Origin of the sequence: Streptomyces avidinii (assembly GCF_045161815.1) — a bacterium.
GTDB lineage: Bacteria > Actinomycetota > Actinomycetes > Streptomycetales > Streptomycetaceae > Streptomyces > Streptomyces avidinii.
Genome location: NZ_CP108863.1, coordinates 2892892 through 2910437, shown reverse-complemented (window position 1 = coordinate 2910437; position 17546 = coordinate 2892892). Strand labels below are relative to the sequence as shown.

At 71.9% G+C, this 17546-nt stretch carries 20 protein-coding genes; 19 read left to right on the top strand and 1 reads right to left on the bottom strand.

Annotation, left to right across the window (positions count from 1 at the left end):
- Positions 1–67: 67 nt before the first annotated feature.
- On the top strand, positions 68–2044 hold the full coding sequence (gene ftsH, locus OG373_RS12490) for an ATP-dependent zinc metalloprotease FtsH (protein WP_405438192.1): 1977 nt from the start codon (positions 68–70) through the stop codon (positions 2042–2044).
- Positions 2045–2053: 9 nt separating this feature from the next.
- Here ftsH and OG373_RS12485 read toward each other — a convergent pair whose 3' ends face one another.
- Positions 2054–2785: a methyltransferase type 11 gene (locus tag OG373_RS12485; protein ID WP_405438190.1), complete on the bottom strand. Its 732-nt coding sequence runs from the start codon at positions 2783–2785 to the stop codon at positions 2054–2056.
- A gap of 131 nt (positions 2786–2916) precedes the next feature.
- On the opposite strand from OG373_RS12485, the gene proS reads away from it, so the two are divergent.
- From proS to OG373_RS12395, 18 genes are all read left to right on the top strand, one after another.
- Positions 2917–4329, top strand: a complete 1413-nt coding sequence (gene proS / locus OG373_RS12480) for a proline--tRNA ligase (RefSeq protein WP_405438188.1) — start codon at positions 2917–2919, stop codon at positions 4327–4329.
- A gap of 208 nt (positions 4330–4537) precedes the next feature.
- The gene (locus OG373_RS12475; RefSeq protein WP_030386407.1) at positions 4538–5134 is read left to right on the top strand and encodes a hypothetical protein; all 597 of its coding nucleotides are present in this window, start codon (positions 4538–4540) and stop codon (positions 5132–5134) included.
- A 338-nt stretch (positions 5135–5472) separates the two neighbouring features.
- On the top strand, positions 5473–5913 hold the full coding sequence (gene rpsP / locus OG373_RS12470) for a 30S ribosomal protein S16 (RefSeq protein ID WP_030386406.1): 441 nt from the start codon (positions 5473–5475) through the stop codon (positions 5911–5913).
- A 2-nt stretch (positions 5914–5915) separates the two neighbouring features.
- A complete protein-coding gene (locus OG373_RS12465) occupies positions 5916–6155 on the top strand; it encodes an RNA-binding protein (protein WP_030011889.1) in 240 nt (79 codons plus the stop codon).
- Positions 6156–6280: 125 nt separating this feature from the next.
- A complete protein-coding gene (gene rimM, locus OG373_RS12460) occupies positions 6281–6877 on the top strand; it encodes a ribosome maturation factor RimM (RefSeq protein WP_405438186.1) in 597 nt (198 codons plus the stop codon).
- Positions 6877–7698: a tRNA (guanosine(37)-N1)-methyltransferase TrmD gene (gene trmD, locus OG373_RS12455; RefSeq protein WP_405438184.1), complete on the top strand. Its 822-nt coding sequence runs from the start codon at positions 6877–6879 to the stop codon at positions 7696–7698. The genes rimM and trmD overlap by 1 nt, the downstream gene beginning before the upstream one ends.
- 133 nt (positions 7699–7831) lie before the next feature.
- Entirely contained in the window at positions 7832–8182 is a 351-nt protein-coding gene (rplS, locus tag OG373_RS12450) for a 50S ribosomal protein L19 (RefSeq protein WP_030386403.1), read from the top strand.
- Positions 8183–8226: 44 nt separating this feature from the next.
- Complete coding sequence (gene lepB, locus OG373_RS12445) at positions 8227–8964, top strand: signal peptidase I (RefSeq protein WP_405438181.1); 738 nt, start codon at positions 8227–8229, stop codon at positions 8962–8964.
- On the top strand, positions 8957–9835 hold the full coding sequence (lepB, locus tag OG373_RS12440; protein WP_405438179.1) for a signal peptidase I: 879 nt from the start codon (positions 8957–8959) through the stop codon (positions 9833–9835). Before lepB (OG373_RS12445) ends, lepB (OG373_RS12440) begins: the two co-directional genes overlap by 8 nt.
- A 112-nt stretch (positions 9836–9947) precedes the next feature.
- Positions 9948–10853, top strand: a complete 906-nt coding sequence (gene lepB, locus OG373_RS12435) for a signal peptidase I (protein ID WP_397737180.1) — start codon at positions 9948–9950, stop codon at positions 10851–10853.
- Between the two features lie 45 nt (positions 10854–10898).
- Positions 10899–11681: a signal peptidase I gene (gene lepB, locus OG373_RS12430; protein ID WP_405438177.1), complete on the top strand. Its 783-nt coding sequence runs from the start codon at positions 10899–10901 to the stop codon at positions 11679–11681.
- Positions 11671–12177 (top strand): NUDIX hydrolase, encoded by a 507-nt coding sequence (locus tag OG373_RS12425; protein ID WP_405438175.1) that lies wholly within the window; start codon positions 11671–11673, stop codon positions 12175–12177. The genes lepB (OG373_RS12430) and OG373_RS12425 overlap by 11 nt, the downstream gene beginning before the upstream one ends.
- Before the next feature lie 55 nt (positions 12178–12232).
- A complete protein-coding gene (locus OG373_RS12420) occupies positions 12233–12541 on the top strand; it encodes a DUF2469 domain-containing protein (RefSeq protein ID WP_005311352.1) in 309 nt (102 codons plus the stop codon).
- 109 nt (positions 12542–12650) lie between these two features.
- The gene (locus OG373_RS12415; RefSeq protein WP_397737174.1) at positions 12651–13022 is read left to right on the top strand and encodes a YraN family protein; all 372 of its coding nucleotides are present in this window, start codon (positions 12651–12653) and stop codon (positions 13020–13022) included.
- Positions 13022–14656 (top strand): YifB family Mg chelatase-like AAA ATPase, encoded by a 1635-nt coding sequence (locus OG373_RS12410; RefSeq protein WP_405438172.1) that lies wholly within the window; start codon positions 13022–13024, stop codon positions 14654–14656. Before OG373_RS12415 ends, OG373_RS12410 begins: the two co-directional genes overlap by 1 nt.
- The gene (gene dprA, locus OG373_RS12405) at positions 14653–15828 is read left to right on the top strand and encodes a DNA-processing protein DprA (RefSeq protein WP_405438170.1); all 1176 of its coding nucleotides are present in this window, start codon (positions 14653–14655) and stop codon (positions 15826–15828) included. The genes OG373_RS12410 and dprA overlap by 4 nt, the downstream gene beginning before the upstream one ends.
- A 209-nt stretch (positions 15829–16037) precedes the next feature.
- Positions 16038–16874: an RNA polymerase sigma factor WhiG gene (whiG, locus tag OG373_RS12400; protein ID WP_030386395.1), complete on the top strand. Its 837-nt coding sequence runs from the start codon at positions 16038–16040 to the stop codon at positions 16872–16874.
- 52 nt (positions 16875–16926) lie between these two features.
- A complete protein-coding gene (locus OG373_RS12395) occupies positions 16927–17484 on the top strand; it encodes a TetR/AcrR family transcriptional regulator (protein WP_405444031.1) in 558 nt (185 codons plus the stop codon).
- The last annotated feature ends 62 nt before the right edge of the window (positions 17485–17546 follow it).

The window sequence follows — 17546 nt, the reverse complement described above, 5'->3', positions numbered from 1 at the left end:
CCCGGCCGTGTTCGCACGGTCGGGGCCCTGCTGTTTCCTGCTGGGGCGATGGTCTGGTTTATCCCTTATGGTCGGCCGGGAGGACGGCAGAAGGAGGCGCCCCGTGCCCAGCCCCACCCCCGTACCTCCGCGCGACAGGGCCGACACGCCCTGGCGCTCGGAAGGCGCCCCGCCCACCCCGCCACCGAAGAAGAAGGGGCTGCCGGGCGGCTGGCGGGGGCTGATCCTCGCGGCACTGATCGTCTATCTGGTGGCCAACCTGGTGCTGTCCTTCTTCAACGAGGGGGACGAGCCGACGATCTCGTACACCGAGTTCAGCAAGCAGGTCGCCGACGGCAACGTCTCGAAGATCTACTCCAAGGGCGACGCCATCCAGGGCGAGCTGAAGGCCGAGCAGCCCCTGCCCGACGCAGACAAGGGCGACTACACCAAATTCGTCACCCAGCGCCCGGCCTTCGCCGACGACGAGCTGTGGGCGAACCTCACCAAGCAGAACGTGACCGTGACGGCCTCCCCGGTCGTCGTGCAGCGCAGCTTCCTCTCCAACCTGCTGATCTCGCTCGCGCCGATGTTGCTGCTGGTCCTCCTGTGGGTGGTCATCGCCCGCCGGATGGGCTCGGGAATGGGCGGCATGGGCGCGCTGGGCCGCAAGGCGCCGCCCAAACCGGTGGAGCTGGAGACGGGCGCCCGACGCACCACCTTCGAGGACGTGGCCGGCATCGACGAGGTCGAGGGGGAGCTCAACGACGTCGTCGACTTCCTCAAGAACCCCCAGGAGTACCGGAAGATGGGCGCCCGGATGCCCGGCGGGGTCCTGCTCTCCGGGCCGCCCGGCACCGGGAAGACCCTGCTGGCACGGGCGGTCGCCGGCGAGGCCGGGGTGCCCTTCTTCTCCGCCTCCGCCTCCGAGTTCATCGAGATGATCGTCGGCGTCGGCGCCTCCCGGGTGCGCGAACTGTTCACCGAGGCGCGCAAGGTGGCCCCCGCCATCATCTTCATCGACGAGATCGACACCATCGGCCGGGCCCGCGGCGGCGGGAGCGCCATGGGCGGCCACGACGAACGCGAACAGACCCTCAACCAGATCCTCACCGAGATGGACGGGTTCTCCGGCTCGGAGGGCGTGATCGTCCTCGCGGCCACCAACCGCGCGGACGTGCTCGACCCCGCCCTCACCCGCCCCGGCCGCTTCGACCGCATGGTGGTCGTCTCCCCGCCCGACCGGTCCGGCCGCGAGGCCATCCTGCGCATCCACACCCGGGACATCCCGCTCGCCGAGGGCGTGAACCTGGCACAGGTGGCCCGTACCACCCCGGGCATGACCGGGGCGGACCTGGCCAACCTGGCCAACGAGGCCGCCCTGCTGGCCGTCAAGCGCCAGCAGACGCAGGTCACCCAGTCGGACCTGTCGGACGCCCTGGAGAAGGTCCAGTTGGGCGCCGAGCGGCCGCTGGTCATGCCGGAGGAGGAACGCCGCCGCACCGCCTACCACGAGAGCGGCCACGCCCTCCTGGGCATGCTCCAGCCGGGCGCCGACCCGGTCCGCAAGATCACGATCGTCCCCCGCGGCCGCGCGCTGGGCGTCACGCTCTCGACCCCGGACGCGGACCGGTACGCGTACACCGAGGAGTACCTGCGCGGACGCATCATCGGCGCGCTGGGCGGCATGGCGGCCGAGCAGGTGGTCTACGACGTGATCACCACCGGCGCCGAGAACGACCTGGAGCAGGTGACCAACATCGTCCGCGGCATGGTCGGCCGCTGGGGCATGAGCGAGCGGATCGGCCGCCTCACCGCCATCCCCTCCGACGGGCAGAGCCCCTACGGCCTCTCCGCGGCCCCCGCCACCCTCGACGCCGTCGACCACGAGATGCGGCGCATCGTCGACGAGTGCTACCTGGAGGCCTGCCGGCTGCTGCGCGAGCACCGCCCCCAGCTGGACGCCCTTGCGGAGGCGCTCCTCGCCAACGAGACCCTGGACGAAACGGCCGCCTACGCCGCCGCGGGCATCGTCCGGATGACGAAGGCGCACGGCACCGACTGAGGGCGGCCGTCAGCCGACCCGGGCGATCACGTACCGGAAGATGTTCGGCAGCCATACGGCGCCGTCGGACCGCTCGAACGGGTGAAGCGCCTCGGCCAGCTCCTTCTCCGCCAGCACGGGGTCCGCCATCCCGAAGGGGGCGGAGCCGGCCGCTCCGGTGGAGCCGGTGCTCGCGACGGGGTAGAGCCCGGTCGAGAGCAGTCCGCGTACCGCGCTGTCCACATCCGCGTACCCGAACGGGCAGAACACCCGCCCCGAACCGTCCGGCCGGAGCCCGGCCCCCTCCACCAGCGCGTCCAGGTCCCGCGGAGCGGGCCCGCCGCCCAGGACCGAGGGCGCCGTGCAGCGCTCCGCCGGGCCCCAGTCGGCCAGCACCACCGCCCCGCCGCGGCGGACCGCGGGCAGCGCCGCCGCCAGGGCCTCCGGGGCCGGGGAGAAGGCCAGTACGGCGTCGTACGGGCGCGGCGGCTCCGGCTGCTCCGGCGGAGCCGCCAGGACCTCCAGCAGCCGCTCACGGGCCAGCGCCCGCCGGGCCGGATCCGCCTCCACACCCGTGGCCACGGCTCCCCGGCCGGCTGCCAGCAGCAGGGACAGGCCCGCCCCGCAGTCCAGGCCGAGCAGCCGGTCGCCCGGCCCGACCTCCAGCCGGTCGTAGACCGCTTCGTACAGCGGTACCAGCATCCGTTCCTGGATCTCCGCCCAGTCCCGGGCGACGAGCGTCGCCGTCGGCGTCGGTGTCATCGAAAGAGCGCTCCTGATTCCGTCTCGCCCCCTTGCCCCCGTTGCCAGAGAACTCCCCATTCGCCCCCGCGTCCAGAGGAGCGCACCACCCGATTCACGTATCGCGCGCCGGGCGCCGTACGATTCGCGGCATGGCAAAGGCACCCGTTCTCACCCCGCAGGCGGAGGATTTCCCCCGCTGGTACCAGGATCTGATCAACAAGGCCGAGCTGGCCGACAACGGTCCGGTCCGCGGCACCATGGTCATCCGACCGTACGGCTACGGCCTGTGGGAGCGGATGCAGCAGGAGATGGACGCGCGCATCAAGGACGCGGGCGCCCAGAACGCGTACTTCCCCCTCTTCATCCCGCAGTCGTACCTGACGAAGGAAGCTGAGCACGTCGAGGGCTTCGCCCCCGAGCTCGCGGTCGTCACGCACGGCGGCGGCAAGGAGCTGGAGGAGCCGGTCGTCGTCCGGCCCACGTCCGAGACGATCATCAACGACTACTTCTCCAAGTGGGTCCAGAGCTACCGCGACCTGCCCCTGCTGATCAACCAGTGGGCCAACGTGGTCCGCTGGGAGATGCGCCCGCGCGTGTTCCTCCGTACGAGCGAGTTCCTCTGGCAGGAGGGCCACACGGCCCACGCCACCTACGAGGAAGCCCGTGACTACGCCGCCCGCATCCACACGGACGTCTACGGCGACTTCATGACGAACGTGCTCGGCATCGACGTCGTGCTCGGCCGCAAGACCGCCAAGGAGCGCTTCGCCGGAGCCATCAACACCCTCACCCTCGAGGGCATGATGGGCGACGGCAAGGCCCTCCAGCTGGGCACGAGCCACGAGCTCGGCACCAACTTCGCCAAGGCCTTCAACACCCAGTACCTGTCGAAGGAAGGCAAGCAGGAGCTCGTCTGGCAGACCTCGTGGGGCGTTTCGACCCGCATGGTCGGCGGCCTGATCATGTCCCACGGCGACGACAACGGCCTGCGGGTCCCGCCGCGCCTCGCGCACATCCAGGTCGTCGTCATGGCGATCAAGGGCGACGAGGCCGTGACCAAGGTCCGCGAGCTGGGTGCTCAGCTGAAGGCCGCCGGACTCCGCGTCCATGTCGACGACCGCGTCGACACCCCCTTCGGCCGCCGCGCCGTGGACTGGGAGCTCAAGGGCGTACCGGTCCGCATCGAGATCGGCCCCCGCGACCTGGAGGCCGGCACCGCGATGCTGGCCCGCCGGATCCCGGGCGGGAAGACCCCCGTGCAGATCGACGCCCTCGCCGACCTGCTGCCCAAGGTGCTGGACGAGGACCAGGCGCAGCTGCTGCGCGAGTCCCGCGAGCGCCGCGAGGCCCGCACCTCCGACGTCTCCACCATCGGTGAGGCCGCCGAGGCCGCCATCGCCGGCGGCTGGGCGCGGATCCCGTGGGCCGACCTCGGTCCGGAGGGCGAGGCGAAGCTGGCCGAGCAGGCCGTCTCCGTGCGCTGCCTGATCGCCGCGGACGGGTCGGTTCCGGAGACGGACGACGCCCCGGGTACGCTCGCGATCGTCGCGCGCTCGTACTGACGGGCCGAAAGGGCTTCCCGGCCCCGGCGTGCGGCACGTGCCGCACGCCGGGGCCGGTTCACTTTGGTCGACGTTACGTACCGACTCCTCCTGGGATCGGCGCACCCGTCCTCGTCAGGACGCATGAGTGTGAACTGACTGGTACGTGCAAAAAATTTGGAATGGCCCGGAATCGGAACACCCGGGCACCTCGGCTCGTTGTCACGACGTGAGCACGACACCACCTGTTCTCGCCGCAGAGCTGGCGCAGGCGTGGGCCGATATTCAGCGGTACCACCCCGAGCTGCCTGACCTTGCCGCGCCCGAGTCCCTGATCGGAGAGTCCTCGTCCGCCTGCGGCGCCGAACTCTCCTTCGAGCGACTGCTGCACGAGGCAGTCCACGGCATCGCCGCCGCCCGCGGTGTCCGTGACACCTCGCGCGCCGGCCGCTACCACAACCGCAGATTCCTCGCGATCGCCGAGGAAATGGGGCTGGACCACTCCGAAGAGCCGCACGCGAGCAGCGGCTTCTCCCTGGTCACGCTCAATCCGGAGGCGAAGCGGCGCTACCGGGCCACCATCGAACGCCTTCAGCGCGCACTGAAGGCGCACACGGCCGCCACCGCGGCCGACACCAAGCGCAGCTTCCGAGGGCCGGCGGCGCGGCACGGCTCCTCGGGCGGCGGTGTGCGGGTCAAGGCGGTCTGCGACTGCGGGCGCAACGTACGGGTGGTCCCCTCCGTGCTGGCCCAGGCGCCGATCGTGTGCGGTGGCTGCATGAAGCCCTTCCGCATCCCCGACGTGGCCATCGCGGCGGCCTCCTGACCGCCGTCGCCGTAGCCGTCGCCACCGGGGCCACCGCCCCACGGCGAACGGGCCGCCGGGCCACCGCTCCCACCGGGGCGGCAGCCGACGGCCCGGGCGCGGGTGGCCCGCACCCGGGCGGCCCGCACCGCCGCACACCGGTGGGGTGTGCCGTGCGCCCGGTCGTGCCCGCCCGGCTGAGCCCGCCGCAGGCGTATGGCACAATGGCTAGCTGTACTCGACAGTCGCATAGGACCCCTCTCTCCTCCGGCTGACGCGTCCATCGGGCACCCGAGTACCGCAACCCCACGTGGCATCTCATGTGCCCAACCACGTCAAGTTCAGGAGACACCACTCCAGTGGCAGTCAAGATCAAGCTCAAGCGCCTCGGCAAGATTCGCCAGCCGCACTACCGCATCGTCGTCGCCGACGCCCGCACCCGCCGGGACGGTCGCGCGATCGAAGAGATCGGTATCTACCACCCGACCTACAACCCGTCGCGCATCGAGGTCAACGCCGAGCGTGCGCAGTACTGGCTGTCCGTCGGCGCCCAGCCCACCGAGGCTGTGCTCGCCATCCTGAAGCTGACCGGTGACTGGCAGGCCCACAAGGGTCTCCCCGCCCCCGCGCCGCTCCTGCAGCCGGAGACGAAGGAGAGCAAGCGTCGCTCCTTCGACGAGTTCGCCAAGGCCCTCGAGGGCATCGGCGAGGGCAAGGGCGAGGCCATCACGCAGAAGGCGAAGAAGGCCGACAAGAAGGCGGACGAGGCTGAGGCCGCCGCCGAGTCGACCGAGGCCTGAGCATGCTCGAGGAGGCTCTTGAGCACCTCGTAAAGGGCATTGTGGACAACCCCGACGAAGTGCAGGTCGCCTCGCGCAACCTGCGTCGCGGGCAGGTGCTCGAGGTCCGGGTTCACCCCGACGACCTAGGCAAGGTGATCGGTCGCAACGGCCGCACCGCACGTGCTCTGCGTACCGTCGTGGGCGCCATCGGCGGCCGGGGGATCCGCGTCGACCTCGTCGACGTGGACCAGGTCCGCTGAGCAGTTGAATCACCGGCACGGGCCGGGGAGGGCGTAGGTCGCCCGCCCCGGCCCGAGTCGTTTCTGCCCCCGGGCAGGAGCGACCATTGATCTGAGCAACCACGCCGCAGTAAGGGAAGAGCACAGTGGAGTTGGTAGTCGCGCGGATCGGCCGCGCCCACGGCATCAAGGGTGAGGTCACCGTCGAGGTGCGCACGGACGAGCCGGAGCTGCGGCTCAGCCCCGGCGCCGTGCTCAGGACGGAGCCCGCGACGGTGGGACCGCTGACGATCGAGACCGGCCGCGTGCACAGCGGGCGGCTCCTGCTCCGCTTCGCGGGCGTCAAGGACCGCACCGGCGCCGAGTCGCTGCGCAACACCCTCCTGATCGCCGAGGTGGACCCCTCCGAGCTGCCGGAGGAGGACGACGAGTACTACGACCACCAGCTGATGGACCTGGACGTGGTGCTGGCGGACGGCACCGAGATCGGCCGGATCACCGAGATCTCCCACCTGCCCTCGCAGGACCTCTTCATCGTCGAGCGGCCGGACGGCTCCGAGGTGATGATCCCCTTCGTGGAGGAGATCGTCGCCGAGATCGACCTGGAGGAGCAGCGCTGTGTCATCACCCCGCCGCCCGGGCTGATCGACGAGCGCGAGGCGATCGTCGTCTCCACCCGTGACGAGGAAGCGGCCGACTCCACCGACTCCACCGACGCCGCGGACTCCGGGGACAAGGCCTGATGCGACTCGACGTCGTCACGATCTTCCCCGAGTACCTGGAGCCGCTGAACGTCTCCCTCGTCGGCAAGGCCCGGGCCCGCGGGCAGCTCGACGTACACGTCCACGACCTGCGGGACTGGACGTACGACCGGCACAACACGGTGGACGACACCCCGTACGGCGGTGGTCCCGGCATGGTCATGAAGACCGAGCCCTGGGGCGAGGCTCTGGACTCCGCGCTGGCCGACGGCTACGAGGCAGGGGCGCACGGGCCGGTCGTCGTCGTCCCCACCCCCAGCGGCCGGCCCTTCACCCAGGAGCTGGCCGTCGAGCTCTCCGAGCGGCCCTGGCTGATCTTCACGCCGGCCCGGTACGAGGGCATCGACCGCCGGGTCATGGACGAGTACGCCACGCGCATGCCGGTGTACGAGGTCTCCATCGGCGACTACGTGCTGGCGGGCGGCGAGGCCGCCGTACTGGTGGTCACCGAGGCCGTCGCCCGACTGCTGCCCGGGGTGCTCGGCAACGCCGAATCACACCGGGACGACTCCTTCGCGCCGGGCGAGATGGCGAACCTGCTGGAGGGGCCCGTCTACACCAAGCCCCCCGTGTGGCGCGGCCGGGACATCCCCGAGGTGCTGCTCAGCGGCCACCACGGGAAGATCGCCCGGTGGCGCCGGGACGAGGCCTTCCGCCGGACCGCGCAGAACCGCCCGGACCTGATCGAGCGCTGCGAGGCCTCCGCCTTCGACAAGAAGGACCGGGAGATCCTCTCCGCCCTGGGCTGGAAGCCGTCGGCCGACGGCCGATTTTGGCGCAGGCCCCCAGCCGTGGAAGAATAGGCGGCTGTTGTGTGCTCGCGGACGCCCCTGCCACAGGGGGACCGTCGTCCGCCGGGTTCCACGACTCCCGAATTCTCTCCGGAAACCCGCACTGGCGACCTGTGGCGTCATGCGAAGAAAGCAGACGAAGAACATGTCTCACCTGCTCGATGGCGTCAACGCCGCCGCGCTCCGCTCGGACGTCCCGGCCTTCCGCCCGGGTGACACGATCAACGTGCACGTCCGCGTGATCGAGGGCAACCGCTCCCGTATCCAGCAGTTCAAGGGCGTAGTCATCCGCCGCCAGGGCGCCGGTGTCTCCGAGACCTTCACCGTGCGCAAGGTCTCCTTCAGCGTCGGCGTGGAGCGTACCTTCCCGGTCCACTCCCCGATCTTCGAGAAGATCGAGCTCGTCACCCGCGGTGACGTTCGCCGTGCCAAGCTGTACTACCTCCGTGAGCTCCGCGGCAAGGCCGCGAAGATCAAGGAGAAGCGCGACCGCTGAGGTCGACTCCGGAGTCCGGGGGCGGCCGGATAGGCTCGCCCTCGATGGACACCGAAGCACCTCACACGCAGCGCGGCCACTCTTCCCCCGTCGAGGGGGACGAGCGGCCGCGTTTTGCGTTCTCCCGGAGCGGGCGGACCGCCGGCGGGCGACCCCTGACGTGGCGCCGAGCCGGAGTGCTCGGTGTGGTCTGCACCGTGTTCCTGCTGCTGCTCAGCAACTTCGTCGTCCAGCCCTTCCTGATCCCGAGCCGCTCGATGGAGCCGACGCTCCGGGTCGGGGACCGGGTGCTGGTCAACAAGCTGGCGTACCGATTCGGCGAGCAGCCCCGTCGCGGGGACCTGGTGGTTTTTGACGGCACGGGCTCCTTCGTGCGGGAACGCCCCGCGGGAAATCCGGTCGGCGCCCTGCTGCACGGAGCGGCCTCGGCGCTCGGGCTGGCGGAGCCGTCCGACACCGACTTCGTGAAGCGGGTCGTGGGCGTCGGCGGTGACGACGTGGTGTGCTGCGACGCGGGCGGGCGGGTGGCGGTGAACGGCGTGCCGCTGGACGAGCCGTACCTGTACCCCGGTGACGCCCCCTCGGTGGTGCCCTTCCGGATCGTCGTACCGCTTGGGACCCTGTGGGTCATGGGTGATCATCGTTCCCAGTCCCGCGACTCGCGGGACCACCTGGGGGAGCCGGGCGGGGGGATGGTGCCGGTGGAGAAGGTGATCGGGCGGGCCGACTGGATCGGTTGGCCGCTCTCGCGCTGGGACTCCGTAGGCGGTGGTCATGGGTAGCCGCGGGCGGTCGAAGGGCGGACGGGACTGGGACTTCGAGCCCGAGCCGGAGCCCGAGCCCGCCCCGGCCCGGCTGGTGGCGGGCGGCCGGGTGGAGGGCGGCCGGGCCGAACGGCGCCGGACGGCCCGCAAGGTGCGGCGGCGCCGCCGCACGCGCCGGGCCGGCGAACTGCCGCTGCTGGTCGTCGTGGCCCTGTGCATAGCGCTGCTCCTCAAGACCTTCCTGGTGCAGGCCTTTTTCATTCCGTCGGGCTCGATGGAGCAGACCATACGGATCGGCGACCGCGTCCTCGTGGACAAGCTGACCCCGTGGTTCGGCTCCACGATCGAGCGCGGTGACATCGTCGTGTTCAAGGACCCGGGCGGCTGGCTGCGGGGCGAGGCGGCCCGCCCGGCCAAGGACCCCGTGGTGGTCAAGCAGGTGAAGCAGGCGCTGACCTTCATCGGCCTGCTTCCTTCGGCCGACGAGCAGGATCTGATCAAGCGGGTCATCGGCGTCGGCGGGGACAGCGTCAAGTGCTGCGACAGCAGGGGCCGGGTCACCGTCAACGGCTCGCCGCTCGATGAGCCGTACGTGAACCCGGGCAACGCTCCCTCGGACATCCCCTTCGACGTGCAGGTGCCGGAGGGCCGGCTCTTCGTCATGGGCGATCACCGCGCCAACTCGGCCGACTCCCGATTCCACCTCGACGAGGGGTTTCAGGGCACCATCGCCGAGAGCGGGGTCGTGGGAGAGGCCGTCGTGATCGCCTGGCCGTTCGGGCACTGGACGAAGCTGGAACAGCCGGCGACCTTCCGGATGGTGCCCGATCAGGCACGGCGCGAAGGACGCGGCCGTCGTCGGCGCCGTCGGGGCGCGCCGTTCGCATAGTGTGTCCTCGGTCTCCCGCGCCTTAGGGAACTCCCGCTCGTTAAGGGAGGGGAGGGCCCGTGCCGGCTTCGGCGCGGGCGGCAATCGCGAGTGAGGAGTGGATGTGGGGGACGTGGCGGTAGGCGCACGGTCCGGACGCGACGAGGGCGAGGAGCGTCCTGACGACGCCGGCCCGCGCGAGGCCGGGGCCGAGGAGGACGGCGCTGCCAAGGAGCACTCGCACCGTTCCTTCTGGAAGGAGCTTCCGCTCCTCATCGGCATCGCGCTGCTGCTGGCCCTGCTGATCAAGACCTTCCTGGTCCAGGCGTTCTCGATCCCGTCCGACTCGATGCAGAACACCCTGCAGCGGGGGGACCGGGTGCTGGTGGACAAGCTGACCCCGTGGTTCGGCTCCGAGCCGGAGCGCGGCGAGGTCGTCGTCTTCCACGACCCCGCGAACTGGCTGTCCGGGGAGCCCACCCCCGAGCCGAACATCTTCCAGCAGGTGCTCAGCAAGATCGGCCTGATGCCGGACGCCGCCGAGAAGGACCTGATCAAGCGGACCATCGCGATCGGCGGGGACACGGTCGAGTGCAAGAAGGGGGGACCGGTCGTCGTCAACGGCAAGGAGCTGGACGAGCCGTACATCTACCCCGGCAACACCCCGTGCGACGACGCCCCGTTCGGCCCGATCACCGTGCCCAAGGGCAAGATCTGGGTCATGGGCGACCACCGGCAGAACTCCCAGGACTCCCGCTACCACATGCAGGATTCCACCGGGGGCTTCGTGCCGGTCGACAAGGTCGTCGGCCGGGCCGTCGTGGTCGCGTGGCCGCTGACCCGCTGGTCCACCCTGCCCGTCCCGGAGACCTTCGACCAGCCGGGCATCGGCAACCAGGCCGCGGCGACCGCGCTCGGCCTCGGGGCCGCCGGGCTGGCGCCGGTCGGGCTCGGCCCGGCCGCGCTGGGGCTCGTCGGAGCCGTCCCGCTCGTCATGTGGAGCCGGCGGAAGCTGACCGGCGGCCGTACCGACGGGTAGGGTGCCGCCCAGGTCGACGATCCCGAAGTGTGTGGGGGCGCTGGAATGGGCGGAACACAAGCAATACGCAGTGGCAGCGATGGCCGCGGCGGTCTCGGCAACGTGTTGTCGGGCATCGCCGTGGCCATCGGCTTTGCGCTCTTCCTGGGCGGCTTCGTGTGGGGGGCGGTCGTCTACCGGCCCTACACGGTGCCCACCGACTCGATGATGCCCACGGTGCGGCCCGGGGACCGGCTGCTGGCGCAGCGCATCGACGGCGCCGAGGTGCGCCGCGGCGACGTCGTCATCTTCAGCGATTCCCTGTGGAGCGATTCGCCCATGGTCAAGCGGGTCGTCGGCATCGGCGGCGACACCGTGAAGTGCTGCGGCGCGGGCGGCGAGCTGACGGTGAACGGCACCGCTCTGGACGAGCCGTACGCGGACACCACCCGGCCCGATACGGGCCTGGCCATGCCGCCCGGACAGACCGCGCCCACCGGGACCCCCTTCGAGGTGACGGTCCCCGAGGGCAACCTCTTCCTGCTGGGCGACCGGCGGGCCGCCTCCCTGGACTCCCGGGCTCACCTGCAGGAGGCCGGGCAGGGCACCGTGCCCCGGTCGGCCGTCAGCGCCCGCGTCGATGCCCTGGCCTGGCCCTCCATGACGATGGTGGAGCGGCCGGCTACGTACGCGGCCCTGCCCGGCGGCATCTCGCGGCCCGGGCCGCTGCGCCTGCAGGTCGTGGCGGTACTGGCCGGGGCCGCCCTGGTGGTGCTGGGAGCCGCGTACGGGCCCGTCGCACGGGTCCTGGGGCGCGGGCGGCGGAAGGAGCCCGCCGGTGCCCACTGACCCGCCCGGGGAGCGCGGCGGCCGCAAGGTGTCGCGGGTGATCCTGCTGGACCCGGCCGACCGGATCCTGCTGCTGCACGGCTTCGAGCCGGCCGACCCCTCGGACGACTGGTGGTTCACCCCCGGCGGCGGGCTGGAGGGGACGGAGAGCCGGGAGCAGGCGGCACTGCGCGAGCTGGCGGAGGAGACCGGGATCACGGACGTGGAGCTGGGCCCGGTGCTGTGGCACCGCTACTGCTCCTTCCCCTTCGACGGACGGCGCTGGGAGCAGGACGAGTGGTACTTCCTGGCCCGTACCACCCAGACGGCCACCGAGATGGGCGGCCTCACCGAGCTGGAGCGGCGCAGCGTCACCGGAGCGCGGTGGTGGACCTCCGAGGAACTTCTCGCAGCACATGAGACGGTGTACCCGACCAGACTCGCCGAGCTGCTCCGTACGCTGCTCGACGACGGTCCTCCGGGTGAGCCGGTGGTCCTGGCCCCGGAAATCGTTTAGGGGCACATGGGCCTGGCGCACAATAGGGGGACGCACGGCTGAAGGGGAACATGCCATGAGTGCCGAGGACCTCGAAAAGTACGAGACCGAGATGGAGCTGAAGCTCTATCGGGAGTACCGCGACGTCGTCGGGCTGTTCAAGTATGTGATCGAGACGGAACGCCGTTTCTACCTCACGAACGACTACGAGATGCAGGTGCATTCCGTTCAGGGGGAGGTGTTCTTCGAGGTCTCGATGGCCGACGCGTGGGTGTGGGACATGTACCGCCCGGCCCGCTTCGTGAAGCAGGTGCGGGTGCTGACCTTCAAGGACGTGAACATCGAGGAGCTCAACAAGAGCGATCTCGAACTGCCCGGCAGCTGAGCGGCCTCACCCCACGGGGTGAGGCCGTTGTCCACAACGGCCGGGTTGTCCACCAAGATCCACAAGGTGGGCGGGGGCGCGGGACATTCGGTGCCGGAGGTGGTGCCGGATGAACGCGAAGGGCGTGGCACAGCAGGCATTGGGGCGGTACGGCGAGGACCTCGCGGCGCGGCGGCTGACCGAAGCCGGGATGACCGTGATCGCGCGGAACTGGCGGTGCCGCGGCGGGGAGATCGACATCGTCGCCCGGGACGGGGACGCCCTCGTCGTGTGCGAGGTCAAGACCCGCCGGGCGAGTGTCTTCGAGCATCCGATGGCCGCCGTGCGGCCCGCCAAGGCCGAGCGGCTGCGCGGGCTCGCCGGGCGCTGGCTCGCCGACCACGGCGGACCACCCCCGGGCGGGGTGCGCATCGACCTCGTCGGGGTACTGCTGCCCCGGCGCGGAGCTCCCCTGGTGGAACACGTCAGGGGGGTGGCCTGATGGGCTTCGCGCGCGCCTGCTCGGTGGCCCTGATCGGCGTCGACGGCGTGGTGGTCGAGGTCCAGGCCGACCTGGAGCCGGGGGTGGCCGCCTTCACCCTGGTGGGGCTGCCGGACAAGACCCTGGTCGAGAGCCGGGACCGGGTCCGGGCGGCGGTGGTCAACTCGGGCGCGGCCTGGCCGCAGAAGAAGCTCACGGTCGGGCTGAGCCCGGCCTCGGTACCGAAGTCCGGTGCGGGTTTCGACCTGGCCGTCGCCGCGGCGGTGCTCGGGGCCGCCGAGGTGGTGGACCCGGGCGCGATCGCCGACCTCGTCCTGATCGGGGAGCTGGGGCTGGACGGCCGGGTGCGCCCGGTCCGGGGGATCCTGCCCGCCGTCCTCGCCGCCGCGGAGGCCGGCTACCGGCAGGTGGTGGTCCCGCAGCAGTGCGCGGCCGAGGCCGCGCTCGTCCCGGACGTCTCGGTGCTCGGCGTACGCAGCCTGCGCCAGCTGATCGCGGTGCTCACCGGCGGCGAGCTCCCCGAGGAGGAGCCCGGCGACCCGCCGGGCCGGCCCGACCCGATGCTCGCCGGGCTGCTCGTCCCGGGGGCGGGACTGGGCACGGGGCTGGCCCGCGCCCGTCCCGGGTGTGAGGACGGCGGCGGCTTCCCCGACCTCGCCGACGTGGCCGGGCAGCACACGGCGCGCCGCGCCCTGGAGGTCGCGGCCGCCGGTGGACACCACCTCTTCCTCAGCGGACCGCCCGGAGCGGGCAAGACCATGCTGGCCGAACGGCTGCCCTGGCTGCTGCCGCCGCTCACCCGTCAGGACTCCGTGGAGGTCACGGCCGTCCACTCGGTCGCGGGAATCCTGCCGCCCGGCGAACCACTGGTCGCCAGGCCGCCGTACTGCGCGCCGCACCATTCGGCGACCATGCAGTCCCTGGTGGGCGGCGGGACCGGGATCCCGAGGCCAGGGGCTGTCTCGCTGGCGCACCGGGGCGTGCTCTTCCTCGACGAGGCCGCCGAGTTCCACAGCCGGGCCCTGGACGCGCTGCGCCAGCCCCTCGAATCGGGGCACGTGGTCATCGCCCGCGCCGCCGGAGTGGTAAGGCTGCCCGCCAGGTTCCTGATGGTGCTCGCCGCGAACCCGTGCCCGTGCGGGCGGCACACCCTGCACGGAGCCGGGTGCGAGTGCCCGCCCTCGGTGATCCGGCGTTACCAGGCGCGCCTGTCCGGGCCGTTGCTCGACCGGGTGGACCTGAGGGTGGAGGTCGAGCCCGTGACCCGCGGCGACCTGCTGGGGCAGGGCGGCCGCGGGGAATCCACCGCCGTGGTCGCCGACCGGGTGCGGGAGGCCCGGGAGCGCGCCGCGGCCAGGCTCGCCGACACGCCCTGGCGGCTCAACTCCGAAGTGCCCGGGCAGGAACTGCGCACGCGGTGGCAGGCGGGACCGGGAGCGCTGGCCCCCGCCGAGCGCGATCTGGAACGGGGGCTGCTCACCGCGCGCGGGCTGGACCGGGTGCTGCGGGTCGCCTGGACCGTGGCGGACCTGCGCGGGCGGGACCGGCCCGAGGCGCTGGACGTGGCCGTGGCACTGGAGCTGCGGACCGGGATCGCCCGCGGGGCGATGTCGCTGCCGGGGGCCGGGACATGACCGGAACCGGGGACGGGGAGCTGCTGGCGCGGGCCGCGCTCACCCGGGTGCTGGAGCCCGGCGACGCGCACGGCGGACGGTGGCTGAGGGAGTTCGGCGCGGTGGGTCTGATACGGCTGCTGACCGACCCCGGGGCGGAGCCGGGCACGCCGTCGGGCGTGGGACCGGAGCGGCTCGCCGGATACCGCAGACGGGCGGCGCTGGCCGACCCCGAGCGGGACCTCCAGCTGGCCGCCGGGGCGGGGGCCCGGTTCGTGTTCCCGGGATCGGCCGAGTGGCCGACCCAGCTCGACGACCTCGGCGACGAACGCCCCGTCGGGCTGTGGCTCCGGGGCCGCCCGAACCTCCGTACCTGGGCACTGCGTTCGGTTTCCGTGGTCGGGGCCCGGGCCTGCACCCCGTACGGTGCGTACATGGCGCAGACCCTGGCCGCCGGGCTCGCCGAACGGGGCTGGGTCGTGGTCTCCGGCGCCGCCTTCGGGATCGACGGAGCCGCGCACCGAGGCGCCCTCGCCTCCAGCGGAGCGACCGCCGCGGTGCTCGCCTGCGGGGTGGACGTCGCCTACCCGCGCGGACACGCCGGGCTGCTCGGCCGGATCGCCGGGCAGGGGCTGATCCTGGGGGAGTTGCCACCGGGCAGCCACCCGACCCCCAGCCGGTTCGTCCTGCGCAACCGGGTCATCGCCGCCCTCACCCGGGGCACGGTCGTCGTCGAGGCCGCGCACCGCAGCGGTTCCCTGGTCACGGCCCGGCGGGCGCAGCGCCTCGGGCGGTTCACCATGGGCGTCCCCGGGCCCGCCACCAGCGCACTCTCCGCCGGGGTGCACGAGCTGCTGCGCGGCGAGGCCGTGCTCGTCACCGACGCGGCCGAGGTGGTCGAGCTGGTCGGGGCCATGGGCGAGCTGGCTCCCGAGCGGCGCGGCCCGGTGTTCGCCCGGGACCTGCTGGACCGGGACACCGCCCGCGTGCTGGAAGCGCTGCCGGCCGGCCGCCCGGCGGACGTGGGCGAGTTGGCACGTGCCTCCGGCACCGGCGCCGATGAAGTCATCGGCAGACTGTACGAACTTCACTCTCTGGGGTTCGTCGAACGGCAGGGCGACGGCTGGCAGTTGAGCAGACAAACGGCTGGAGGAGGCACACAAACCGGAGGTGACCGGCGAGGCGGTCGTTGACCTGGGGTGTTCCGGTGAAAGAGTGAAAGCGATGAGAGACGCGGTCTTCCCGGTGGCGGTCACCGGGACCGAGCGCCAGGCGCCGGTCCCGGGTCGTCCGCGCGAGTCGGGGCGCCCCTCGGCCCCCGCGCCATCCCGTACTCTTCGCGCACCGCGACACTCTCGTCACGCTACGCTCCCAAGGAATCCGGCTCCGGCAAAGGCGAAGCATGCCCCAGCACACCTCAGGGTCCGACCGCGCTGCGGTGCCCCCCGCTGCCCGCGGCGGCGTGCGGTCCACCGCGCCCTCGTCCCTGGAGGTGCTGTGGCGCTCGTACAAGGAATCGGGTGACGAGCGGCTGCGGGAGCAGCTGATCCTCCACTACTCGCCCCTGGTCAAGTACGTCGCCGGCCGCGTCAGCGTGGGCCTGCCGCCCAACGTGGAGCAGGCCGACTTCGTCTCCTCCGGGGTCTTCGGGCTGATCGACGCCATCGAGAAGTTCGACATCGACCGGTCGATCAAGTTCGAGACGTACGCGATCACCCGGATCCGCGGCGCGATGATCGACGAGTTGCGGGCACTGGACTGGATCCCCCGCTCGGTCCGGCAGAAGGCGCGCGCCGTGGAACGGGCCTACGCCACGCTGGAGGCCCAGCTGCGGCGCACCCCGACGGAGAGCGAGGTCGCCGGGGAGATGGGGATCGGGGTGGAGGACCTCCACACCGTCTTCAGCCAGCTGTCGCTGGCCAACGTGGTCGCCCTGGAGGAATTGCTGCACGTCGGCGGGGAGGGCGGCGACCGCCTCTCGCTGATGGACACGCTGGAGGACACCGCAGCCGACAACCCGGTGGCGGTGGCCGAGGACCGCGAACTGCGCCGCCTGCTGGCACGGGCCATCAACACACTTCCCGAGCGGGAGAAGACCGTGGTGACCCTCTACTACTACGAGGGGCTCACGCTCGCCGAGATCGGCAACGTCCTGGGCGTCACCGAGAGCCGGGTCAGCCAGATCCACACCAAGTCCGTGCTGCAACTGCGCGCGAAGTTGGCCGATGTGGGGAGGTGAGCTTGCGGTACCTCCGTAGAGTGGATGCGTGCCCAGGATTCGAGCGGCCTCCGTGGCCGAGCACCGGTCGATGCAGCGCGGCGCCCTCTTGGACGCTGCGCGTTCCCTGCTGTCCGAAGGCGGGACGGAGGCGCTGACCTTCCCCGCCCTCGCGGAGCGGACCGGGCTGGCCCGGTCCTCCGTGTACGAGTACTTCCGCTCCCGCGCCGCCGTGGTCGAAGAGCTGTGCGCCGTGGACTTCCCCGTGTGGGCCGCCGAGATCGAGGCGGCGATGGAGCAGGCGCAGTCGCCGGAGGCGAAGATCGAGGCGTACGTGCGCAGCCAGTTGGGGCTGGTGGGGGACCGGCGCCACCGCGCGGTGGTGGCCATCTCGGCCAGCGAGCTGGACGCGGGCGCGCGGGAGAAGATCCGGGCGGCCCACGGTGGGCTGGTGGCGATGATCGTCGAGGCGCTGAGCGGCCTGGGGCAGGCGGAGCCGAGGCTGGCCGCGATGCTGTTGCAGGGGGTCGTGGATGCGGCCGTGCGGCGGATCGAGCTCGGCGCGGCGGAGGATCCCGCCGTCGTGACGGAGGCCGCCGTCGCCATGGCCCTGCGGGGCGTACGGGGCTGAGCTCCGGCCGAGGTCCCCGGGGCTCCGCCCCGGATCCCGTGCCTCCGCCCCGGATCCCGTGC